21 protein-coding genes and 1 pseudogene are annotated in these 22,195 nt (G+C 45.0%); 5 read left to right on the top strand and 17 right to left on the bottom strand.

The window, feature by feature from the left end; all coding sequences use genetic code 11:
• The first annotated feature begins 465 nt into the window (after positions 1–465).
• On the top strand, positions 466–1,152 hold the full coding sequence (locus ACLGGO_RS18720) for a TIGR04283 family arsenosugar biosynthesis glycosyltransferase (RefSeq protein WP_446420468.1): 687 nt from the start codon (positions 466–468) through the stop codon (positions 1,150–1,152).
• Between the two features lie 84 nt (positions 1,153–1,236).
• On the opposite strand, the gene ACLGGO_RS18725 is transcribed toward ACLGGO_RS18720, so the two are convergent.
• The 11 genes and pseudogenes from ACLGGO_RS18725 to ACLGGO_RS18775 form a co-directional block, all read right to left on the bottom strand.
• Positions 1,237–1,821: a hypothetical protein gene (locus tag ACLGGO_RS18725; protein ID WP_446420444.1), complete on the bottom strand. Its 585-nt coding sequence runs from the start codon at positions 1,819–1,821 to the stop codon at positions 1,237–1,239.
• 367 nt (positions 1,822–2,188) lie between these two features.
• Complete coding sequence (locus ACLGGO_RS18730; RefSeq protein ID WP_446420445.1) at positions 2,189–2,731, bottom strand: restriction endonuclease; 543 nt, start codon at positions 2,729–2,731, stop codon at positions 2,189–2,191.
• Positions 2,728–4,065, bottom strand: a complete 1,338-nt coding sequence (locus tag ACLGGO_RS18735) for a DNA methylase (RefSeq protein WP_446420446.1) — start codon at positions 4,063–4,065, stop codon at positions 2,728–2,730. Before ACLGGO_RS18735 ends, ACLGGO_RS18730 begins: the two co-directional genes overlap by 4 nt.
• Positions 4,066–4,324: 259 nt before the next feature.
• On the bottom strand, positions 4,325–5,239 hold the full coding sequence (locus ACLGGO_RS18740) for a branched-chain amino acid transaminase (protein WP_446420447.1): 915 nt from the start codon (positions 5,237–5,239) through the stop codon (positions 4,325–4,327).
• Positions 5,240–5,371: 132 nt separating this feature from the next.
• Positions 5,372–7,138 (bottom strand): M61 family metallopeptidase, encoded by a 1,767-nt coding sequence (locus ACLGGO_RS18745; RefSeq protein ID WP_446420448.1) that lies wholly within the window; start codon positions 7,136–7,138, stop codon positions 5,372–5,374.
• Between the two features lie 183 nt (positions 7,139–7,321).
• A complete protein-coding gene (locus ACLGGO_RS18750; RefSeq protein ID WP_446334247.1) occupies positions 7,322–8,005 on the bottom strand; it encodes a Crp/Fnr family transcriptional regulator in 684 nt (227 codons plus the stop codon).
• 165 nt (positions 8,006–8,170) lie between these two features.
• The gene (gene dxr / locus ACLGGO_RS18755; protein WP_446334248.1) at positions 8,171–9,367 is read right to left on the bottom strand and encodes a 1-deoxy-D-xylulose-5-phosphate reductoisomerase; all 1,197 of its coding nucleotides are present in this window, start codon (positions 9,365–9,367) and stop codon (positions 8,171–8,173) included.
• A 309-nt stretch (positions 9,368–9,676) separates the two neighbouring features.
• Positions 9,677–11,707 (bottom strand): AAA family ATPase, encoded by a 2,031-nt coding sequence (locus tag ACLGGO_RS18760; protein WP_446420449.1) that lies wholly within the window; start codon positions 11,705–11,707, stop codon positions 9,677–9,679.
• Between the two features lie 113 nt (positions 11,708–11,820).
• Positions 11,821–11,946, bottom strand: a pseudogene (locus ACLGGO_RS18765) (type II toxin-antitoxin system VapC family toxin); the annotation flags it as partial.
• Positions 11,943–12,161 carry a hypothetical protein gene (locus ACLGGO_RS18770; protein WP_446368006.1) on the bottom strand — a complete coding sequence of 73 codons (219 nt, stop codon included), beginning with the start codon at positions 12,159–12,161 and terminating at the stop codon, positions 11,943–11,945. The gene ACLGGO_RS18770 and the pseudogene ACLGGO_RS18765, both read right to left, overlap by 4 nt.
• A 403-nt stretch (positions 12,162–12,564) precedes the next feature.
• Entirely contained in the window at positions 12,565–13,656 is a 1,092-nt protein-coding gene (locus ACLGGO_RS18775; protein ID WP_446420450.1) for an ATP-binding protein, read from the bottom strand.
• Positions 13,657–13,791: 135 nt separating this feature from the next.
• Here ACLGGO_RS18775 and ACLGGO_RS18780 point away from each other — a divergent pair, with 135 nt between their 5' ends.
• Together ACLGGO_RS18780 and ndk are read left to right on the top strand one after the other, a co-directional pair.
• Entirely contained in the window at positions 13,792–13,932 is a 141-nt protein-coding gene (locus ACLGGO_RS18780; RefSeq protein ID WP_446420451.1) for a hypothetical protein, read from the top strand.
• A 438-nt stretch (positions 13,933–14,370) separates the two neighbouring features.
• Positions 14,371–14,820: a nucleoside-diphosphate kinase gene (ndk, locus tag ACLGGO_RS18785; RefSeq protein WP_446334250.1), complete on the top strand. Its 450-nt coding sequence runs from the start codon at positions 14,371–14,373 to the stop codon at positions 14,818–14,820.
• 135 nt (positions 14,821–14,955) lie between these two features.
• Here the strand turns inward: ndk and ACLGGO_RS18790 are convergent, their stop codons facing one another.
• Complete coding sequence (locus ACLGGO_RS18790; protein WP_446420452.1) at positions 14,956–16,362, bottom strand: amidase; 1,407 nt, start codon at positions 16,360–16,362, stop codon at positions 14,956–14,958.
• Positions 16,363–16,553: 191 nt separating this feature from the next.
• Positions 16,554–17,495 carry a lysophospholipid acyltransferase family protein gene (locus ACLGGO_RS18795; protein ID WP_446420453.1) on the bottom strand — a complete coding sequence of 314 codons (942 nt, stop codon included), beginning with the start codon at positions 17,493–17,495 and terminating at the stop codon, positions 16,554–16,556.
• Between the two features lie 565 nt (positions 17,496–18,060).
• On the opposite strand from ACLGGO_RS18795, the gene ACLGGO_RS18800 reads away from it, so the two are divergent.
• Positions 18,061–18,552, top strand: a complete 492-nt coding sequence (locus ACLGGO_RS18800; RefSeq protein WP_446420454.1) for a hypothetical protein — start codon at positions 18,061–18,063, stop codon at positions 18,550–18,552.
• A 76-nt stretch (positions 18,553–18,628) separates the two neighbouring features.
• Here ACLGGO_RS18800 and ACLGGO_RS18805 read toward each other — a convergent pair whose 3' ends face one another.
• The 4 genes from ACLGGO_RS18805 to ACLGGO_RS18820 all read right to left on the bottom strand — a co-directional run bounded on the left by ACLGGO_RS18805 (position 18,629) and on the right by ACLGGO_RS18820 (position 21,501).
• The gene (locus tag ACLGGO_RS18805) at positions 18,629–18,919 is read right to left on the bottom strand and encodes a hypothetical protein (protein ID WP_446420455.1); all 291 of its coding nucleotides are present in this window, start codon (positions 18,917–18,919) and stop codon (positions 18,629–18,631) included.
• 360 nt (positions 18,920–19,279) lie between these two features.
• Entirely contained in the window at positions 19,280–20,485 is a 1,206-nt protein-coding gene (locus ACLGGO_RS18810) for an AAA family ATPase (protein WP_446420469.1), read from the bottom strand.
• Positions 20,486–20,523: 38 nt separating this feature from the next.
• The gene (locus ACLGGO_RS18815) at positions 20,524–21,069 is read right to left on the bottom strand and encodes an RNA 2'-phosphotransferase (protein WP_446420456.1); all 546 of its coding nucleotides are present in this window, start codon (positions 21,067–21,069) and stop codon (positions 20,524–20,526) included.
• A gap of 261 nt (positions 21,070–21,330) precedes the next feature.
• Positions 21,331–21,501: a hypothetical protein gene (locus tag ACLGGO_RS18820; protein ID WP_446420457.1), complete on the bottom strand. Its 171-nt coding sequence runs from the start codon at positions 21,499–21,501 to the stop codon at positions 21,331–21,333.
• A 68-nt stretch (positions 21,502–21,569) separates the two neighbouring features.
• Here ACLGGO_RS18820 and cutA point away from each other — a divergent pair, with 68 nt between their 5' ends.
• Positions 21,570–21,905 carry a divalent-cation tolerance protein CutA gene (cutA, locus tag ACLGGO_RS18825; protein ID WP_446420458.1) on the top strand — a complete coding sequence of 112 codons (336 nt, stop codon included), beginning with the start codon at positions 21,570–21,572 and terminating at the stop codon, positions 21,903–21,905.
• Positions 21,906–22,195 lie beyond the last annotated feature (290 nt).

Genomic DNA, 22,195 nt, shown 5'->3' on the forward strand with positions numbered 1-22,195 from the left:
GGAAACCCTGTGTCTTTAGACCAGGGAGGAACACGCGGTAGCGGTTTAAGAAGCATACCCCTTTCGGGGTGGAGGGGTATGGTTGCCCCTCCGGTTTTCACCCATTTCTGGGGTAAAGTTAGCCTCGCCAAGGTTATCGGTCGGTAACTGTCCAAAAAGCACTGTTTCAGTGACCTTAAAACTGTTTAACTTTTCGGTTCTAGAGCAGCAAACTGGCTATCGCATCCGCTGGTAGGTCTTTAACACTTGCCGATAACGTAGTGCGCTTAGCACTTAGGCTGGTAAGCACAGCTTTAACTTATTTGGCTAAAGCTCCGTGTATGCGAGACCGGGGTTGCTTACAAGACCTTCCTACAGTAGATGGTGAATAGATCCTATCACGTTCAACTCAGGTAGAGGCAATTCCTCACCTAAAACGTCTATACATAGTATGGACGAGGTATCCCGCCGCGAAAAATGGATGAAATGCAAACCGAAACGATTTCAGTTATTATTCCCGTTTTAAATGAAGCGAGTACGATTGGTTCGGTCTTAGAGAGGCTTACGGGTACTAATAATGTGGACATTATTGTGGTGGATGGGGGGAGTCGCGATGAAACAGTCACCGTGGCGCGATCGCGAAATGTCCAGGTTATTTCTACCCCACCCGGTCGCGCCTGTCAAATGAATGCCGGTGCAGCGAGGGCGACGGGTGATATTCTCCTATTTCTCCACGCGGATACCCGTTTACCTGCCAATTTTGATTGTTTAGTTCGCCAAGCGCTGCAAGAACCCCAAACTATTGCGGGGGCGTTTGAATTACGCATTGATTCTCAACAGTTGGGTTTGCGCCTCATTGAACGACTGGTGAATTGGCGATCGCGTTTTTTTTCGATGCCTTATGGCGACCAAGCTATATTCTTAAAAGCGACCATCTTTCATAGCATAGGAGGTTTTCCTAATTTGCCAATTATGGAAGATTTTGAATTCATCCGCCGCTTGAAACATCAGGGACGAATTGCCATTGTTCCAGCATTCGTTCTTACATCAGGACGACGGTGGGAACGGTTAGGAATCATCAAAACAACTTTAATTAACCAGCTTATTATTCTAGGGTATTTTTTCGGAGTTTCTCCTGACAAACTGGCGCGATGGTATAGGGGAAAAGGGTAAGGTCTTTGTGCCAATAAGTACCTGGACATAAATTCTGTCCGCTGTAGTCAGAAATGATAACAAGCGTCAAATGTTTACTGCTCCCTAAGCTACACCCTGACCGACCATTGTCAAAGGTTCAGGAACCGTCTGTGTCTCGGTTTCTATTGCTATTTTATAATGAGTAAATATAGGAATTACCAGTCCAGGAGCTTGCCAACCTGTCAAAGTTCCTGTATATACCTCTCCCTCTGGTGATAACAGCACTTCTCCGGCACTATTCAGTGGATTAAGACCATCACTGATCCCTAAATAGAACGTCTCGTTTTCAGCAAAATTGAACCCAACTTCTCCGATTCCTGCTGCTAGTCCTTTGCCCATTGCATCAAATAAAAACATAGACAAAGATGATAAAGATGATACAGATAATAAGGGATTTTGAACAACACGAAATTTAAAAAATGCTTGACGTTCAGATTCAAGTTGGTAGAGATCGATATCTGCCGGACTAAACAAACTGCCCTCAATTGTGTCAATCGTTGGCACTGCGATTGGACCTTGAGCGGATGAAATCAGTTGTCCTGTATCAACATCTTCAATAAAGGTTGATTCTGAGGCGGTGTTGTCTAATCCTCTGGGGAGAGTCTTCCCGCCCATCAACGTCGTTAATAATGATTTAAAATTTATCATCGGCTTTCTCGTCTCAAAGTTTTTTAGACGAATCAAATTAACTTAATTCGTCCGTTTGCCTAACCTTAAAATTATTTTTTTGTTTTTTCAGTTAATTGTATTGATTTTTAAGGAAATTTAATTTAACTTAATTTTTAAATTCAATAATGTTTACATTCAGTCAATTTCGATCACCTATAATCTTACATTTAGAGACGGTAAGGGCGCAAGGACTTGCGCCCAAAATATTCCACAATTTCAGCCGTGTCATGTCCCTATTGGCGTGGCACACCTAATTTGATGGATTAAATTAGGCTTGTAGTAGAGAACCTTAGACATAAATTTCGTTGGGTTCCTTGCGTCAACCCAACCTACAACTTATTCTCCCCTAGAAAATAAAGCGATTTTGTCTTGTCCGCAACCATGCCTGTAAATCGAACTGGGTTAAATTCTTTAGGTAGTCATAAGCGTTATTTCCTGCATAAATTTCCCATCCACCATTCCGACAGGCTTTGATCGCTTGTGGTAAGTTATCATTTCGCACAATCAACAAAACAGGGGTAAAACCTTCATCAATTAATTTCTGTGCATTTTCTCTAAATCCTCGTAGGGTTTTCGCATCGCCAGAACCAATACGGTACTTAGTATCAATCGCATTCAATCCTACTGCCAAATCATAATGGGTATCGTGTGCTTTTTGATATTGCTCGCAGGTTTGCTGACATAAAGTTTCGACCAAACGCTCCCAACATTTTCCTAATTCCCGTCCCCAATACTGCTTATTGGTGGCTTTTATAGCTTGGGTTAAACCAAAGGCGAACATTAAATCATCTTGCTCTGTTGATTCTTCGGGATAAATTTTTTCAGCAAAAGCTTGTTGATATTGATTTAAAATCTGCTCTAGCAAACCATCTAGATCTTCTTGATTCATATTTTGCTTTTTTGCAATACAACAACGGTATCATGCTTAATTGTTCCCGCCCAATTCACATTTCTGGGTAAGTTTAACCGACGATTTTTTAGCAATAAATTAAATTGAAATAGTTTGACAAAGCCAATTTCTTCAGCCATTTCCGTTAAAAGTTTAGCGACTGGAATTTCAACGCCACAAATTTTACTAATATCGCCAATGGCAAAGCAATAATAGCCACCTAAATTAAGATGATTGAAGCAGCTTAAAAAATGCGACTTCATGTCCATAAAGTATTTATAAACAACTCTTGATCGAAGCTTATTTTGTCCTTTACTCGCTTGATATTTCGTCCCGTAGTAAATGTCAGCAATCAAATCATCTAGATAGTAATTTCTAGTTTTCCCCAATTGGCAATGCTCTTTTCTAGGAATTCTTTCAGTTCCAATTTCTTGAGTATATAAATCAAGTCTTTCACGATCATTACTCACTAAACCCAACCAATGTAACTCAAACTTAGACGCCCAAACGTAATCAATTGCATTAATATAAGGCGGCGAAGTAATAACCGCATCACAACGCCAATCACCTGTAAGATTAATGGCTGTTTTTGAATTCAATTCAATGGCATTTTTAAACGAGTTATTCAAGACAAACTGCCATTCCCCAATTGCCTCTAACGCTTTATCAAGATAGTCTTTAAAATACCGATAAACATCTTCGCGAGAACGCTGGGGAATTTCTTTAACATTTGCTCGTTTTGCGGCGAGAATCATGCCATCATTCATATCGGATGTTTTGCGGACTGTTGAAGCAAAAATCAGCCAAAATAAAGGTCGTATCGCTTCCGGAACTTGAAAAATTTGCGCTCGGAGACTTTCTAATCCAGCTTGGACAGGTTTTTGAAACCAAAAATCTTTATTGGAAAAATTAACAGTTTCTAATGGATATTTTATCGCATAAGCATTTTGCAGGATTTGCTCGGCATAGTCTAGAATTTCTGCTATATCATAGATATGGGTTTTCACGCGACAGATCAGGCGACTTAGAGGATGATAATCAAGCCAATAAACTGATGCACCTTGTAATAAAGTTTCAATAATTGTTGTTCCTGAACCCGCAAAAGGTTCTAAAATTTTACATTGTTCTGTACCATACTTGCTGAAAAACCAATGCGGGATTTCCGGAATTGATTTGGCAGGCTGAAAACCAACAGAATGGATTTTGAGAGGTTGTTTTCGTTGTAGCGAAATCAGGGCATCTTGAGGTATATCGATAGGAATTTCGCCTTCAAGATGTAAGTAGGAGGGTTGGGGTATAGTATTGTCGGTTTCAAACAGTGAAAGTTGTTTCATACTAAATCCAGGTTAACTACCCTTATTTTGATAAGCTGTTCGTCATTTAAACCTTATTGTTAATAATTACGAAATCTTTGTAGTGCGACCAATTTTCTCGCTACCCATACTTTAAATGCGTGACAGCTTATCACTTTTGTAGGTCGGGTTTCCGAACGTAAGCGGAATTTTCTCAAAGAGTAATCCAACGCAGGCGGGTTAACCTGTTGGGTTTCGCTTACGCTCTACCCAACCTACTGGAACTACTGGAACTTTTACTCTATCCTAGAGGAACGACATACACCCAATCTTGATAATTTGGATCGCGATTTTCCGTAATTGCCGTAATTTTGTCTCTCAGTTTCTCTGTGATGGGTCGGGTTTTAGGCAACTCATAATTCTCAATCCGTTTAATTGGAGTAATTTTAGCCGCCGTTCCACTTAAAAATGCTTCATCGGCAATAAATAACTCCGATTTATCCACAGGGCGTTCGATTGTGGGGATACCTAAATCCTTTGCCAGCGTCAGGATACTATCTCTGGTGATTCCTTCTAAAATATCTTGGTCATATCCCGGCGTAATCAGTTGTCCATTCCGCACCATAAAGATATTCATCCCCGATGCTTCACAAATTTTTCCCTGAGAATTCATTAATAATGCTTCATCAAACCCGGATTCTACCGCTTCTGTTTTTGCCAGAGATGATGTGATATATGCGCCGCTAATTTTACCTCTCAGGGGCAAACTGTGATCGGCTTGACGATACCAGGAACTAATCCGACAGCTTACCCCTTCTGGGGATAAATAATCACCAAGTTCTAATCCATAGACGAAAAAGTCTTTCTCGATCTTATGCAGTCTGGGGGCAATTCCCAAATCGGATGTATAAATAAAGGGTCGGATATAAAACGAGGTTTTAACTTGGTTTTTCTTGACGAATTCTACAATTATAGTTTTGATTTTATCAGCGGGTAAGTCGTAATGTAAATATTTTGCACTGTCACTTAATCGTTTACAATGGCGGTCTAAGCGAAACAGGAGAATTTGTTCGGAGTTTTGCGGATCAGGAATCCCGCGCAATCCGCCAAACGCGCCTGTGCCATAATGCAGCGCATGGGTAGCAATGGAAATCTTGGCATCATCGAAGGGAAGAAATTGATTTTTAAAGTAAGCGATTGGCAGAAATTTATGCATTTTTAAACTAGACAGTCAGGGCTACTGGAAGGTATGGTGATCGATTGTACTACAGCTCAGTGATTTTGCCAGGGACTAGAACATCGATTTAGAAGTCGGACAAATGAGGGAAAGGGAAGGTGGGTAGAGTTATTAATTCCCTGGGGTGTTCAACCACCCCGCTAAATTCTGTTTTTGAGTCGCTGAGGGATTTTCAATCTGTACAACTTGGTAACGGGTGGGTTGGGATTCGCCTAAGGTAACGGGTAAGGTACAAAGTTCGTCTTGGTGGAACACGGTTACCTGAATCGTGTCACCGGGATGATAATCTTTTAGGCGATCGCATAATTGATCTGCACTGACTCGCCAACCGTCTATTGCTAGTAACTGATCCCCAGCATCTACTCCGGCTATTCCCGCAGGAGAGGTGGCGTTGACAAATTTGACCACCTCTTGCCCATTTTCAGTCTTGACAATTAACCCCAAATAGGGTATTGATTCCTCGTCTTCCACCACCTTGATTTTTAAGCCAAAGGGTTTGAGATATTCATCAAAGGGCAATTCTTCTGTCCCTTCAATGTAGCGATGGAAGAAATCACCCAAATCGGTATCAGCGACAGACTCCAACACCTCTCGCAGTTGTTGGGGAGTAAAGCCAACTTCCTTGACGCCAAACTCTTGCCACATCCGCCGCATCACATCATCCAGGGAGCGCTGATTGCCATGACGCGATCGCACCAGCAGATCCAGTAAGAAGGATACCATTTCTCCTTTGAGATAATAGGAGATCTGACTATTATCACTATTGGCATCCCGGCGATATAACTTAATCCAAGCATCAAAACTGGACTCACTCAGGGGTTGCACCAAACGTCCTGGGAGCAGTTGCATCCGGGTAATTTCTTTACTCAACCCCTCTAAAAAAGTCTTGCTATCGTAAATCTTTGCCCGTAAGGGGAGGACTAAATCATAATAACTGGTTGTCCCTTCACAAAACCACAGGGATGTGGTATAGCTTTCTTGTTCATAGTTAAACCGTTCCAAGACTTTGGGTCGAATCCGCTTAACATTCCACAGGTGAAAGAACTCATGGGCGACTAATTGCATGAAACGATTGTATTTATCTTTCGCCCGGAAACTGAAACGGGGATAATTTAAGGAACAAGAGGTTTTATGTTCTAAACCACCAAAGCCTGTGGACGATAAATGCAGTAAAAACAAATATCGTTCGTAGGGTAATCCCCCATATAACTCGGCTTCTGTCTCGATAATTTTTGTCGTATCCGCAATAATCCGTTGGGGATCAGCATTTCCCTGTCCCCAAATTGCCAGTTGATGGGGTTTACCTAGAACTTCAAAATCGTAAACCTGCTGTGTGCCTATTTCAAAGGGACTATCGACTAAGGTGTCAAAATCACTTGCCTCAAAGGTATTCTCAGCACCATCGACGGCGGGTAAGGGTGTTGTCGTCTGCCAATCCGATTTAGGGGGTACAATCGTCACCTGAATCGGCTGTTGCTCAAAACCAGGGACAAACAGGAATAATGCCGCCCCATTAAAATAGCCGTGGGTTGCATCTAGGTGATTGGTGCGTACTGATAATTCATTGGCAAAGACGCGGTAGCGGACAACGATGTTTGAAGCGTCTGTAGTTTGAATCTGCCAGTGATTTTTACTCTGTTTATCCCAGGGTAAGGGTTGGTTATCTTGGACAGATTCAACCTTGAAATCCTGTAGGTGTTTGGCATATTCCCGCACTAGATAAGACCCTGGAGTCCAAACGGGCATTTTTAAATCTAGCACTGATTCAGACCAACCATTCACCTGTAGCGTCACCTCAAACAGATGAGATTGAGGTTGAGGCATCGCGACGTGATAATGAAAGGTGGGTTTAGTCATTCGTCCTTTGTCATTCGTCATTTGTCATTCGTCATTTGTCAGAGAACGGGGAACCGGGAACGGGGAAAAAGTTTTGACCCTTCACTTGGGAAAGAGGGAACCTAGCGGTAGAGGTATGTAGGGGTGGGTTTCACTTATCCTTTTTTACCTCATCCAGAGGTGGCTAAACCCGCCCCCATCTTCCCCATCTCCCCTATAGTTATCCTAAAGCCGTCCAGCTAGATGGGTTAGTTGTTTGAGATTAATCAGACAAAGTTTTTGGTCTTGGGATTCAACGTTAATCCAGCCTTTACTGTCTAGCTTTTTCATGATTTTGGCTGTATCTTCAACACTGATATCTGTAACATCAGCCAAGTCTTTATAGGGAATGTTATAGATTTCGGTTCCCTTTTCCCCCACTTGACCATAATTCTCTGCTAAGTTGACTAAAGTATTGGCTAACTTAATCGCCGGCGGTTGATGGCGTCGTTGAAAGCGGACATTAGTCTGACGTAGCCGTCTGACCATCAGTTGTAGCATCCTGTGGTGTAACTGGGGATCTTTGAACAGAGTTTGAATGAAGCGCTGGGCAGAGACGCTGAGTAATTTGACCGATGAAAGGGCGACAACATCTGTAGAACGGGGAGATTCATCCAAGATTGCCATCTCGCCAAAAAAATCTCCCCGACCTAAAATGGCTAAAGTAACGGCGTTGTCCCCATATAGGCGTCGAACTTTGACCCAACCGGACATGATAAAGTAAACAGCATTACCCCAGGCATCTTCCATTAAGACGGCTCGCCCTGTGGGATACTCATGTTCGACTCCAACTGACAAAAGCCATTCTAATGTCTCGGGGTTTGCCGTATTAAATAGGGGGAAAAGCTCACTAAAAGCTTTGGTGTGCATGAAAGGTTTATTAAAGTTGGATCATCTAAGATTCCATTACACCACACCAGAACAACAGTCCCCAACTTCCTTGAGTTAGTGGTCTGTGAGCAGGGGTGTAGGAGTGCACAGGGGCAGAGGGTGCCGGGGGGTTAACCGTAAGTTAATTGACCAACAGTGTTTTTATTATCGCAGAGAAACGACGCGATCGCCCTTTTCTAAGTTCTCATAAATCCGCAATACTTCCTGTCTTGCCCAGCGATCGGCGGCTAGAATATCTTCTAGTCCAGGATCAGGGCAGTTGTCGTGGGCGTGGCGATCGCAGGTTTGCTCAATACACCGGGCAATGTCTAAATATTGGATTTTCTCCTCTAAAAACAGTGCCACGGCTTGCTCATTAGCGGCGTTTAATACAGCCGGCATTGAACCTCCAGCCCGCCCTGCGGCGTAGGCTAATTGCATACAGGGATATTTATCATGGTCGGGTTCTTTAAATGTCAATGTCCCCGCCTTGACTAAATCCAAGGGTTCCCAGTCTGTATAGATGCGATGGGGCCAGGATAAGGCATAGAGTAGGGGTAAGCGCATATCGGGCCACCCTAACTGGGCTAAGACGGAGGTATCTTGTAATTCGATTAAGGAGTGAATAATGCTCTGGGGATGGATGACAATATCGATATCGTCATAATCCATACCGAAGAGGAAGTGTGCCTCAATTACCTCTAGCCCCTTATTCATCAAGGTAGCGGAATCGACGGTAATTTTGCGCCCCATCGACCAGTTGGGATGCTTAATCGCATCGGCAACGGTTACCTCCCCTAACCTGTCCACCGACCAATCCCGGAAAGCGCCCCCAGATGCGGTGAGGATAATGCGCCGTAATCCTCCCTCTGGGACTCCCTGAAGGCATTGGAAGATGGCAGAATGTTCCGAGTCAGCCGGAAGCAGTTTAACGCCATGTTTTTCAATCAGGGGATTGACAACGGGTCCACCTGCGATTAGGGTTTCCTTGTTGGCTAAGGCAATATCTTTTCCCGCTTCAATGGCGGCAATGGTGGGTAGCAATCCCGCACAACCGACAATTCCAGTTACTACCGCTTCAGCATCACCATAACGGGCAACTTCTACCACACCCGCTTCTCCCGCCACCAGAATCGGTTGGGGATCAAGGTCTGCGATCGCGGCTTTTAGGTCAGGTAATTTTTCCGCATCACAAATTGCTACGATTTCCGGTCGAAACTGCCGAATCTGGGCAGCTAATAGTTCCACATTGCGCCGGGAAGCCAATCCCACCAACCGAAATTGGTCTGGATGGTGAGTCAGAATCTCTAGGGTTTGGGTGCCAATCGATCCAGTGGAGCCGAGGAGAGTAATTGATTTCACAACAGTTTCTTAAGAATTCGCCGCTCTTTATTACTATAGGATTATTTTGCACATCGTTCATCAGATTTCAGCCCAGAACTCAAGTTCCGCGTCAAAGCTAAAACCCGTTAAAACGGGTTCACCGGAAACCGTAGGGGCGCATGGCGTGCGCCCGATTCAATGGTAAAATCTATTTCACAATTTTAGGTCAGTCCAGTAGATTGGGTTGACGCGAGGAAACCCAACACCATTATTGATTGGCTGGTTACGGTTTTTAGTAGTGCGATCGCGTATGGCGAAGACAGCGCCACTACGAACTCAAGATATTACTTACTCCCCCGTCTCTCTAGCAAACCAGCGCCGGATTAACTCCACTTGGAAGCAGTAGCCGCCACCACTGTCTTCAATGAACTCCCGTTGCAATAGTAAATTAAGGGTAGGATTCAAGCGATCGGGAAACGTGCGGGATAACACCGCCTTACCAATACTCGCCCCTTCCCCCTGTGCTGCCAAAAAACGCAGTATCGCCAATCCCAACTCATCCACTTGATTGCGTTCGATGTCGGCAAAGAAGAAGCTACCACTGCTTAACGCTTCGGGTACGGCGTCTTCCACATCAGCTACAGTTGCTAGTCGGCGAATCGATACCTCTTGCTCATTTTTCAGGGCGACAATCTCAGAGCAAAGTAATTGTACCAAGCAAGGATGACATCGGGTCAGGCAGAGGACTCGCTCAACATCATCCAGCCATTCGTCAAAGGTGGTAAAGGGGTCATCCGTTAAGGCTTCGCGGGTGAGGGTAGGTAAAGTTAAACTAGCTTGCTGTTTAGCTGAATAGGTCATCCCTTTGGCAAGATTATAGAGAAAACCAGCATGGTCACTCGCTGATGTGGGTGCGCCTTGCAAATCCACAAACATGGGGATGATGGAATGGGGGAGGAGGCGTCCCAGGTTATTTAACAGAGAGGTTTTGCCCATACGTCGCTGACCATATAGGAGTAAGGGAGGGCGGCGACGGTCTAAGATTAATTTCTCGATGCGAAGCCCAATGCTAGTGCGTCCGGTGAAGACTTCTTGCTGTTCAGTGAGGGGAATGCCGATGATGTAAGGAGAGTCAATTTCTTGATTGAGTTCAACTGTTTGCGCCAATCCAGCAATATGGTTTGTAACAATTTTGCACCAACTGCTGGCAATCGGGCGGAAGCGTAAGGTATATTTTTCACTGCTGCGGGTTAATTCGCGTAACAAACTGTCCAAACGATCTGCAACAGCAGTGATTGCTAAACGCTGGTTGTAAGCACTTCTTTGATTAAGGGCAGCATTTACGTCTTTACTAATCCGGTCAAAGCTACGGAGAAGGGAGCTGACAGGACTTTCGATTTCGCCTATCGTAAATTGGCGGTGTGCTTTACCAATTTCTTCTACGTTAGTACAGTGTTCTAGATTCCTTGCGTCTAATTCAATCTGTGTTTTCTGAGCCGCCCAGCCTTGGTGAGTGGTACTTAAATAGTTAAGTGCAGCTTGCCCTTCTGCTGGGTTGCGTTCCAAGACTAAAATAAGGTATTTGTCTAGTTCGGGGAGACGTAAACGTTGCCACTCATCCCAAAAGGCTGAATGCAAACGCAGAAAGCAACATTTTCTATCTGGGTGTTTTAGGTCAAGACGGTAAAGTAGTGCATTCCAGAGGATGACAAAGGGATAGGTTACGATAGATCGCCACAAGCTTATAGTGACTCCCACACCCCCCGCCACACCTCTAGCCACGCCAAATGCTACACCTCTAGCCACGCTAAATCCCACGCCTAACACTACGCCAAACGCCATGCTCCCCGCCACGCTCCCCGCCACGCCAAACGCTACACCTCTAGCCACGCCAAACGCTGTGCCTACCGCTATGCCAAACGCCACACCTTCCACGACGCCTACCGCCACGCCCTCCACGACGCCTACCGCTATACCTACTGCCACACCAAACAGCACGTCTACCACCACGCTCCCCGCTACGCCAAACGCCATGCCTTCCGCCATGCCTTCTGCCACGCCAAACGCCACGCGAGGGACAACTTCATTCAATGACTCCCCCAAAGCTAACAACACTAAACCCAGAATTAAATTGGCAAGTATCGGTAGAATGATGTAGCCCTGAAACAGAAGCTTCCCCAATTTTTTATTTCCCCACCGTAACGAATTTATTCGGTTATTGTGGAAGTCAAAGGCAGGGTCAATTCGTTTTAGATGATTCCGAAACGCTGAGGGATGAAAGAACAGCCAAAAGAATAGTTGCAAACTCCCCAGAATCAAGTTCGGGTGCTGCTCAGGTGAATCGGTATAGGCGTTGCGTGGAACCGAGGGTGAAGACATCTCAATTTAAGCTTAAAACGTGACTCTGTGAATCCTAATATAAATTCGCGATAACGAGTTACAATTGCTGCTCCAACTGTAACTCACACTGTTGAAAAACATAATTAACCGCTGCAAGAAATTATGCTAATTCCTAAACCTTGTTCCTGGTAGTCTTGTATCCACTTTCGATGTTGCTGAGTTAATCGCTGATTGTCGTCAACCCACCAAATCCAGATATGGGTATCCAGTATTATCATTGCAGAACTTCCCAATCTTCAACAGGTATAGCTGAATCAAAGGGATCATCATAGCGAATAACTTTACCGCGTAGAGAAGCAGGATTTGAATTTAGAGATGTAAGATGACGTTCTAGAATAATGATTTCAACGGCTTCTCCAGCTTTAAAGGGTAAATTATTGAGCGTCAATGTTCCAGTTTCAGTTAATTTGGCTTCTATCCGATGTACTTTCATGTTTGTTTGTCTCTTCCTGAATGTTGCTTATCTTGATTTGTGGAAAACGTAGCTTATCCGCTAGAGTAGTTGGGTTTACTGGCGTTTTTCCAACCTAATTTAATAGTAGTGTAAGTATCTGGCTCACTTGTATAAAAATCTTGCTGATTAGTATAAACATTAACTAGCCTTGATATCGTGGTTCCCAAGTAGATGGGGTAAACCCGACTGTAGGGGCACCATCCTTGCGCCCTCGGCGGCGACAGTTCAATTGATATGGAATTGGTGGGCAATGCCCACCCTACCACTGGGGGAGATGAGGTTGTAGAGACGTTCCGGTGGAACGTCTGGGCGGGTTTAGTCACATCTGGGTGCAACTGAAAATAGAGTAGTAAAACCCGCCCCTACACAGGCGCTGGGTTCTCTAAAAATTCGTAAAGGGTTCTATCTGTCTTAACCCCTCCTCCCGCCAATCATCCCCCGTTTCCCCCTCTTCCAAACTAAACAAACGTTCGCGACAAAGAATTTGCAGCAGCAGGGGTAAACATTGACTTTTCTCCAAAATCCAGGCTATATCCTCAACCGGAAACGGAATCGGTGAACTGTCAATCAATTCCCGCGCCTCCACCTCCGTTAATGCGCCCAGATAGGCGGTATAACCAAAGATATTGAAAAAGGGAGAACTATGTCCCGTATGAGACACCAAATCCAGGGGAGATTCCGGTGTGGCTAAAATAAAAGCCAAATTTCCCCCTGTCTGATTCGTGGCTAAAGAACGTAAACTTTCCCAAAACCCATCATCTAACTCTGGACAACGCTGCAATCCCACGCCAATTTCATCCAATAAAATAACGGTGGGTGAATGCAAATGGCTACTCACCACATCCATAAAATAATCCAGGTGACAAGGATTCGGCACTTTCATATTCATGCCTTCTAGAATATAACCCAGCAATTTCTCTTGGCTTGCCATCCGGGTATCCTGAAAATCCACGAATATCCAGCAGTAGCGTTCGGGATGGGGTAAACAGTCCGATTTTTGACCGGGACGTAATTCCTCTGGTGGCGTCGTGGTAATGGTTTTCAAGTATTGCAACAGAGAGGTTTTGCCGATGCGCCGCTTCCCGATAATCGCTGCATTTTGCAGGGGATGGCGTTTGAGTAAATTGAACAGGCGCTTGAGTTCCCGCTTGCGCCCAAAAAAGTAGCGGGGATGGGTGATGGGTGTCCCGGTGATGAAGGGTGAAGACTCCTCCAGGGTTGGGTTTGAGTCATTGGGAGAGGGCGGATTGTCTGACTCATCTAAATAAATATCTCGCCAGTTTAACCCCAATGCTTCGCACAGTTCGACAAAATACTCAAAATCAACGGGTTCGCCATTGAGGAATTTTTTCACCGTGGATAACGATGGGGTAACGTGTTCAGCAAACTTCTTTTGGCTGGGGTAGCCATTGCGCCGAAGTGCTGATTTGACAAGGTTTCTGTAGTCTGGGGCAACTTTAAGCGATCGCGCCATTATTCATAATCAGCGAAAAGTCAATTCAGGTTAACTCCAAGTTATCCACAAGTCAGCCATCTCTGCCAAATTTCTCAACCCGCTACTTACCTAGCGTTCTCTAGTTGAATAGGATGAAGATTTCAATCTGATTCAATGAAACGATTTGAAGACCTTAAAACTATCCTTGAGATTATTGTAATCTTAGCGGCGCTGGCTGAATACCCCCTGCTGCTAGTTACGGCGGTTGTCGTTGTCTGGATTTTTGTGCTAATCAATAATGAGAATAAAAATTAAAATTACCCTCAGAAGGAACACTATAGGACTTAGGCTTTCTTGGTGTCTACATCACTATCCATCCGTGTCAATTGAAGCCACAACCCTTACCCATCCTCGTTCAGCGGCTGGAGCCGCTTGTTAAGGGAGGCAGAGCCTGCCTGGGGGCATTCCCCTGAAGGGGCGGGTAAGGGACGTAAAGGATAAGCAGGGTGTGGGGATAAGGGGTTAGGGTGTCGGGAAGATAAACGATTAGATGGGATGTTTTCTGGGTCGGTTCTGGCGGTTCGGTATCAAAAATAAATGTAGGACTTAAGCACACACGCCATTTAGGGTAGGGGCACGATATTATCGTGCCCCTACAGGTAGCTCCCTCGGAACCCGACGCTATTGGGCGATGGACAAGAATATGGTCTAATCTGGGTTTGGTAATTTGTGAAATATGTTGAGGAGAGAAACTTGGAGCGGACATTTCTAATGATTAAGCCAGATGGCGTCCAGCGTAATCTGGTGGGTGAAATTATCCAACGGTTTGAGACTAAAGGCTTTACCCTGGTGGGACTTAAGCTGATGAGTGTTAGCCGCGAATTGGCAGAACAACATTATGCGGTTCACAAAGACAAGGGGTTTTTTGCTGGACTCATCGAATTCATTACCTCTGGTCCTGTTGTGGCAATGGTTTGGGAAGGCAATGGTATTATTGCCTCTGCCCGGAAAATCATTGGTGCAACCAATCCCCTCAACGCTGAACCTGGAACGATTCGTGGTGATTTTGGCGTCACTGTTGGTCGCAACCTGATCCACGGTTCGGATGCGTTAGAAACCGCCCAACAGGAAATTAAGCTCTGGTTTAAGGATGAGGAACTGGTAAGCTGGCAACCAACCATCAACCCTTGGATCTACGAATAAGGATGCTAGACGACTGTAGGGGTTTGGTTACCAAACCCCTACGGCGTGGTGAGGATGTCAAACACGAATACCCAAAGCGTTAACAGAACAAACACCCCAGACGCGGCTGGTAGTCTGGGGATTTTCATGATTGACTCAAGCAACTAAAGCTGGACGCTGATGAATCCCATGAGTTGTCGCTTCTAACCGGGTAGCTAACGCAATCAGCGTGGCTTCGGCTGCGGGGCGTCCCACAAGCTGAACCCCCACAGGCAAACCCTTTGAGTCAAATCCGGTGGGAATTGCGATCGCGGGTAGTCCACTTGCATTAAACGGAGGACAGGGCGCAATCCAACGAATAATATTTTGCAACGTTTCCTCTGGACTTAAATCCGCCCACTCACCCACACGAATCGTTGGCTGCATATAAACCGGAAGCACTAGCACCTGAAACTTCTCAAAAAAACCGACAATCTGTCGCGATATCATCTGCATTTGGGCAACGGCTTGCAAATACTCCCCAGCCGAACCGGATTGGGCAGCAATCCACTGGTTCATCGGACTCAACGCCGCCACGGGAATTCCTGTAGCCGTTACCCCCGCTTGCCACACCTTTTGAAAAGGTTCCACTAAACCACTAAAATCGGGACAACCAGGTTCTACCTCATGTCCCATATCTTCCAATCGCCGCACCGTTTCATGCACCGCCTGCTGACAAACCTCTGCGGCATCCCCTAGAGGGGGTATCGCTGTAGAAAAGGCAATTCTCAACTGACCTAGGGGTTGACGAGTGGCTTCCAGAAACGATACCTCCGGATCAGGTAACCAATAGGGATCACCCGGAATATAGCCCGACATCACATCCAGCAACGCCGCCGCATCTGCAACCGTGCGGGCTAAAGCACCATTACTGGCAATTCCACTTTGGCGATCGCCTACAGGGGCAAAGGATACTCGACCCCGTGAGGGTTTAATCCCCACCACGCCGCAGCAGGAGGCAGGTCCGCGAACTGAACCGCCCCCATCAGAACCCTGAGCGATCGCGCATAATCCGGCGGCGACAGCAGCGGCTGCACCCCCACTTGATCCGCCTGGAGTGTACTCTAAATTCCAGGGATTACGGGCTGGGGGAAATCCTGGGGGTTCGGTATAGGGAAGAGAACCGACTTCTGAGGTGGCGGTTTTGCCTAAAATAATGAATCCGGCTTGTTTAATCCGGGTGACGACTCCATCATCATAAGGTGCTATTTTATCTTTGAGAATTGGTGTGCCGTAGCTACAGGGCAACCCCTGCACAGAAGTGAGGTCTTTGATAGAAATGGGTACGCCAAAAAAGGGGGGCAGTTCAGCGCTATCTCTTATCTGTGTCAACTGTTCAGTTTTGGCTTTGGCATCTGCTAGCGCCATCTCAGTGGCGACACTAAAATAACTGCCTAGTTGAGGATTAAACTTTTGAATGCGTGCTAAATAAAGTTCGACTAATTCTAAGGGGGATAGTTGACCTTGGCGAATTAATTGCGCTTGTTCTAAGGCGGATGTGAATGCTAAATCTTTGTTTGTCATTTTTCAGGGAACTCTTAACAGGGAACTCTTAACAGGGGATAGAGAATTCTCATTCATAATTGATAATTCATACGTCCTTTGTCATTCGTCATTTGTCAAATAACTCAAAACTTAGTCGGGGCGGGTTTAGTTGCACCTGGGTAAGGTCAGAAACGATAGTAGTGAAAAGAGCCCCTACACAACATTCACAATTACAATAATAGGCAATTGAGCCAATGACGCAGGGGTTTGGGTTGGTTGGGTTCTTGATAGTTATTGGGTAATAGTTTGATCAGCGCTTCTTGTAAAGTCTCCATTGCCTTCTGGACTTCTCCAGGTTTTGGTCGTTGGGATTGGGGAAAGTTCAAGGGTTCGCCAAATCGAAGAGTTAATGGCTTGCGAAAATAAAGGTCATGGGTGCCAATCAACGCTACGGGTACAATGGGTACGCCAGCCCGCAAAGCGTACATCATACCGCCTCGCGCTAAGGGTAATTGCAATTCACCTTCAACCTCACCCAGTCTCCCCTCTGGAAAGATTAAAATGCCATCCCCACGGGCAAAAATTGCCTGAACCGCCCGTTCTACCTGTCGCATTGTACCCAGTCCGGAGTTACTTGGCACATCCTCTTCAATCGCGGAGGCTAAGTCGGCTAAATCTTCACGCCCTGATTGGGCGGCTTCGATAACTGCTTTTTCTTCTTTCCAGCGCCGTTCTAGGGGAATTACACCCCCAGCCCAACCCAAAATCCGGCGTTTCCACCAATTGTTATAGAGAGTACGAGCATCAGCCGGAGTATAGTAGTAGGGACGTCCTGGAACTTCGGCGAGAATCAGTAATGGATCAATGTGATTGAGATGGTTCGCGGCGAGTAGTGCGGGTTGAGTGGGGATATGTTCCGGATTTTCTATTCCCACGGGGAACAGAAGATGAATGAATGATCGCAGGATGAAACGCCTTACCCTTGGGCTGACTCGCTGATCACAATCCCCTTTTGCGATCGCCTCAAGATTATTCCTAGCATTTTCGACAGCATAACGCACTCTGCGATCGCGGGCAGCACTCAATCCTTCCTTCACCCGTTGAATCATTGCAGGTGTCAGGGGTGGCGGTTGGATTTGTTGGGTTTGCTGATTCTCTACAGGGGGACTCATAAGTAATTCGGGAAACAGGGGAAACCAAGGTAGCCAAGAGAGACTTCATCATTCATCTTTGATAACGTCTTTCCGGGATAGGAGATGCAATAGCCCAGTTTTTCCTTTGTCACCCTCTTCACTCCGTTGCTTCAGTTACACAATCCTGAACGGCTTGGATTCGCAGCGGTTCAAGTCACAACAGTAGCATAGACAGTTAAAAAACTGGCATACTATTACATACCCGTTTTTTAGCTCGTTATAGGAGGTTCAGCTCCTACACCATCCTCAGTCAGCCCATCTAATGTAGTGGCGTGACACATCTAATTGGATGGATTAGAACTGTAGAGTAGCACGCCCCGTGCGCCCGATGTAACCGTAAAATCGATTCCACCATTTTAGCTGTGTCCATCCAGTCGGATGGGTTAGACAACAGCTACAAAAGAAGCCAAACATTGAGCAATGGTACATTAGACCAAAAAAATTAACGTTTTTTCCCCATGAAATCTACACAACTCTCCAAGCTATTTCCGCCAATAATCCCAATTTAAAATGGAGAGATTACCAGGGGCAAAAACAAGTATTAATGGTTACCTGGACATCCTGGAATGGCTATGATACTCAAATTGGCTTACCGATGGAATTAAGCCGAGAAACTTGGGTAACGTCGGTTCCTGAACTGCAAACCTTTGCCCGAACCTTAAACCTTGACTCAGAAAGCCTCGCCTTACGCCTAGAACAATACCTCGGTTTACCACCTCACAATGGCAAAACCAAATTTGTGGAAATGTGGGTGAATGTCTCTGATCTATTTCGTCCTTGTCCCGATGCAGAAACCAACGATACTCGCTGTGAGGTGAAATTTCCTGAGACTGTTGATCTGCAACATCAGGATTGGATCAATAATTTACAGTTAGCCTCTTATGAGACTAATGGTTATCCTTGGACACGATTAGGTTATAGCTATGACTGGGGAAGTCTTGAGGGTGAAATTGGTGCCAGTGAATTTGTCGTCAGAAAAGGCGCAAACATTACTATTGAATCTGTGAAAAACACTGTAGACTACTGCAAAGCTTAGGGATACCTGGAAGTAACCTAAATTACCAGGGGAGCTTCTCAGTTGCCAAAAGAAGCTCCCCAAGCTTTTATTTGCATTAATTCTCTGGAGAATCCTCATCTGTAGGAGGTTTAATGTCAACATCAGGCGCTGTAATCGTCTTTTCTTCTTGGGTAACTTCAACTTCAGGAACAGTAATGGTTTTTTCCTGAGTTCCTACATCAACTTCCGGACCCTCAACTTCATATTCGGGCACCTTCCCCGGATCTACGTTAACATCAACCTCCGGGGCTTCCCCTGCTTGCTCTTTTTCCACGCGACAACCTGTTGAAACAACAAGCAGTAAAGCCAGAGGAAGTAAGAGAACAGATCGTTTTAGAAAAAACATAATTTTTTTATAGAATACATTATCCCGTTGCTAGGGTATTTACATGAGGTAATAACTCTTAGAAGCGAGACCTCCTAATTATATGCAATATAGTCAAATTAAGCTTATATCTTTAGGATGAAATTATTCTGGCAATCGCCGTATTGATTGGTGCGATCGCGGGATTGTTAAAAGCTGTAGTTCCCTAAAATACAGGATGTGGGCAATTCATGAATTGCCCCTACTGGCGTGGCACACCGACTTGGGGAATGAAAATTGTAGGGGCGCACCGACGTGCGCCCTTTTACCGCACCGACGTGCGCCCGATTTAATCGTCAAATCTATCCCACAATTTTAGCTGTGCCACGCCCCTACTCAACCTTACACAAACCGATGCATAAACTCATAAGTCAAATCGACTCGTCCTTTACGTAACATCGCGGGGTCGAATCGTTCTGTGGTATTACAAGTCATTAATACCACTAATTTTTGCTGCGCTTTAATCCCGGTTTCATCAATCACACTTTGATATAACGTTCCATCCAGCAAACTGAGAATATGCTCCGTTTTATTATTCCATTGCGCCACTTCACTGGCTCTATTTTTGGCTAAGTTATCCGCTTCATTAATAATTAGGGCAACTCGTTCTAAATAACTCGGCGGCACAAAATTTTCTACGGCATCGTGATCCAGAATGAAAATAGTATACCCCAACGGAACCAGAATTTCCTTTGCCACTGCTTGTGTCCATACCGTTTTCCCGGTTCCCGGTTCACCATGCACCACAATCGCTAATTGATTTTGATCTAGAATTGCCTGCTGAACTGTATCCGTAAAGCGTTGAATATCACTGGGAAAATCTCTAATCTGAAACTGACTGTAAACCTGTCCCACTCGACTTTGATAGCCACTCAGCATCACCGCTACATTATACGTAGCTTTATTCACCAAAGGTCGAATATCATCAGCCATTAAACAGTAGCAGCGCCGTCCTTGACCCTGGTTATTAATTTGTAACCAAATTTCTGGATTAGACCAGTAGCCATAGACTGTGCCGAAAACCTCTAAGCGTTCCCAGTTGACAAACTTTTCTATGGGATAATAAAAGCGGCGATCCATGTAATCTTGAGTAATTAAATCGGGATTGCCCAGAATATTCAAAACTTTAAATAAGGTGACTTCTTGCAGTCGATTCAGAACATACTCAATGGGAATATTCTCGCGGGTGACTGTTTGGGTGACGGGCGTATTGACGAATATCGTTTCTCTCTGAGAATGATTGGGGGCTGGCGGGTCAGGGGTAATGTACTCCCACAACTCATCCCACTCATAACGCATATTTTCGGAAAATAAGCTCAAAACATTTGCAAAAATATTATAGTGATTTCGCCCTAATGTATCAGCAATATCACTGGTAAAATCCAAGGTTTTTTGCAATAACTCTGAGGTGTCATTTTGAAGTAAATGTAAAATAAAATCCAAATCAAACTGCCGAGATAAAGGACGCCAACCCGCTCCCAATAAACCCTTAGCTTGCCGATCGTTCTGATGAGAATTTTCTTTAGACCAAACCTGTTCTGAATTCATCACTATTTTTTCCTGCTGAGTTTGAGACTCCTGGCGGATTAGAATTGCTGTAGATATTCAGGGGGAACAAAATCTACCAACCACACCCCATTGTCGGAACAGTAGAATGTATGACCCTTCTCGGACATCGCTTTAGCATCGATAACCAAGACTACCGGACGACCATGACGCTGTCCTACTTTTTTTGCCGTTGCGATATCCTGGGATAAGTGGACGTGATGCCGGGACATTTTACATAAGCCTTGACGCTGAATCGATTCAACAGTTTGGTGACCTGTTCCGTGGTAAAGTACTTCTGGTGGAATGGTTGGTTCTAACTGTAAATCCACTGAGATACTATGCCCTTGATTGGCGCGAATCCGTGTTTGTGTCCCATCAAAGGAAAAGCGTTGTTTATCATTTTGGGCAACGACTTCTTTAAGTTCATTGAGAGTAAGAGGAAAGGAATACTGTTTACAGGCGGATAGCAGTTGATCAACTTTGACCCAACCCCCTGGTTCTAAGGTTAACCCAATCCGTTCGGGTTGATGCCGCAGATGTTTGCTGAGATATTTGCTAATTTTAACCAGGCGGGTAGAGTTCATGGTTGATTGATTCAATAGCTTTTAATTATGGTTTAGCTAACCATAAATAATGGTTGGGTAACCTTGTCTTAAGTCTGAGTCGGATCAATGGGTTTATACTCAGGGGTGAGGATTATGTGAACTTGTATTATATAATACTACAATTGATAAAAATTGTCTACCTGTAAACTATTCTGTCGCGATTGAATCAGTTCTCGCGCCGAGAACCCTACTGGTAACTCGTTGGGCATTGTTTGGGGTTGCATGGCTTTGCCAACAGGATCATACTTTTGAGGATTCCTTGGTGAGAGAGAATTGGGGACGAGGGATGCCTGTTTCTATAGCTGAGGGAGTGTAATTAACGCCATTTGCTAAGGGATGAGTTGCTAGGGAGGTAAGATTCATACTTGGGATATAGATACTCCGCGATCGCACGATAGTCACGATAGTCACGGTAGTGTAGTGTAAAGATGTTTTTTTCCGGGTGAGTTGATACAATTAACCAGGCGTAGGATGATTCTATGGCAAATCCATCAACCTCTAGCTATGGTGTAGTCTTGGTAACGGCAACGTCAAAAGAAGAAGCAGACGCGATCGCTTCATCCTTGGTGGAAGCGCGAATGGCAGCTTGTGTCAGTATTACGCCCGTGCGATCGATTTATACCTGGGATGGAAAGGTGAATCGTGATCAAGAGTGGCAATTGGTGATTAAAACAGATTTATCTCTATTTGACCAGTTAGCTGCCAAAATTCAGGAGTTGCATAGTTACGAGGTTCCCGAAATTATTGCCCTGCCGATTATTGCTGGATCTGAGGCTTATTTACAGTGGATTTCAGAAAATGTATCTGTTCGATGAGAGATACAAGCCTTTTGATTGTTGAAGGTTGTAGGGGCGGGTTTTACAACTATCGTTTCTTTTTGACCCAGATTTGACTAAACCCGCCCCTACCACTGGGCTAGTTTAGGGACTTTCGTTTTGCCATTGATGATAACGTTGAATCAAAACCCGCCCTGACCTAATTTTAAATGTATGTATAGGGATGAGGGATAAGTAATGTCTTGATGTCCTTTGTCCTCAGATGTGGGATAATGATACTTTTGAGGAAGTCGCCAATTTTTTCAAGTTGTACACCGTCACATTTCACT

This window comes from Coleofasciculus sp. (genome assembly GCF_046565525.1).
GTDB lineage: Bacteria > Cyanobacteriota > Cyanobacteriia > Cyanobacteriales > Coleofasciculaceae > Coleofasciculus.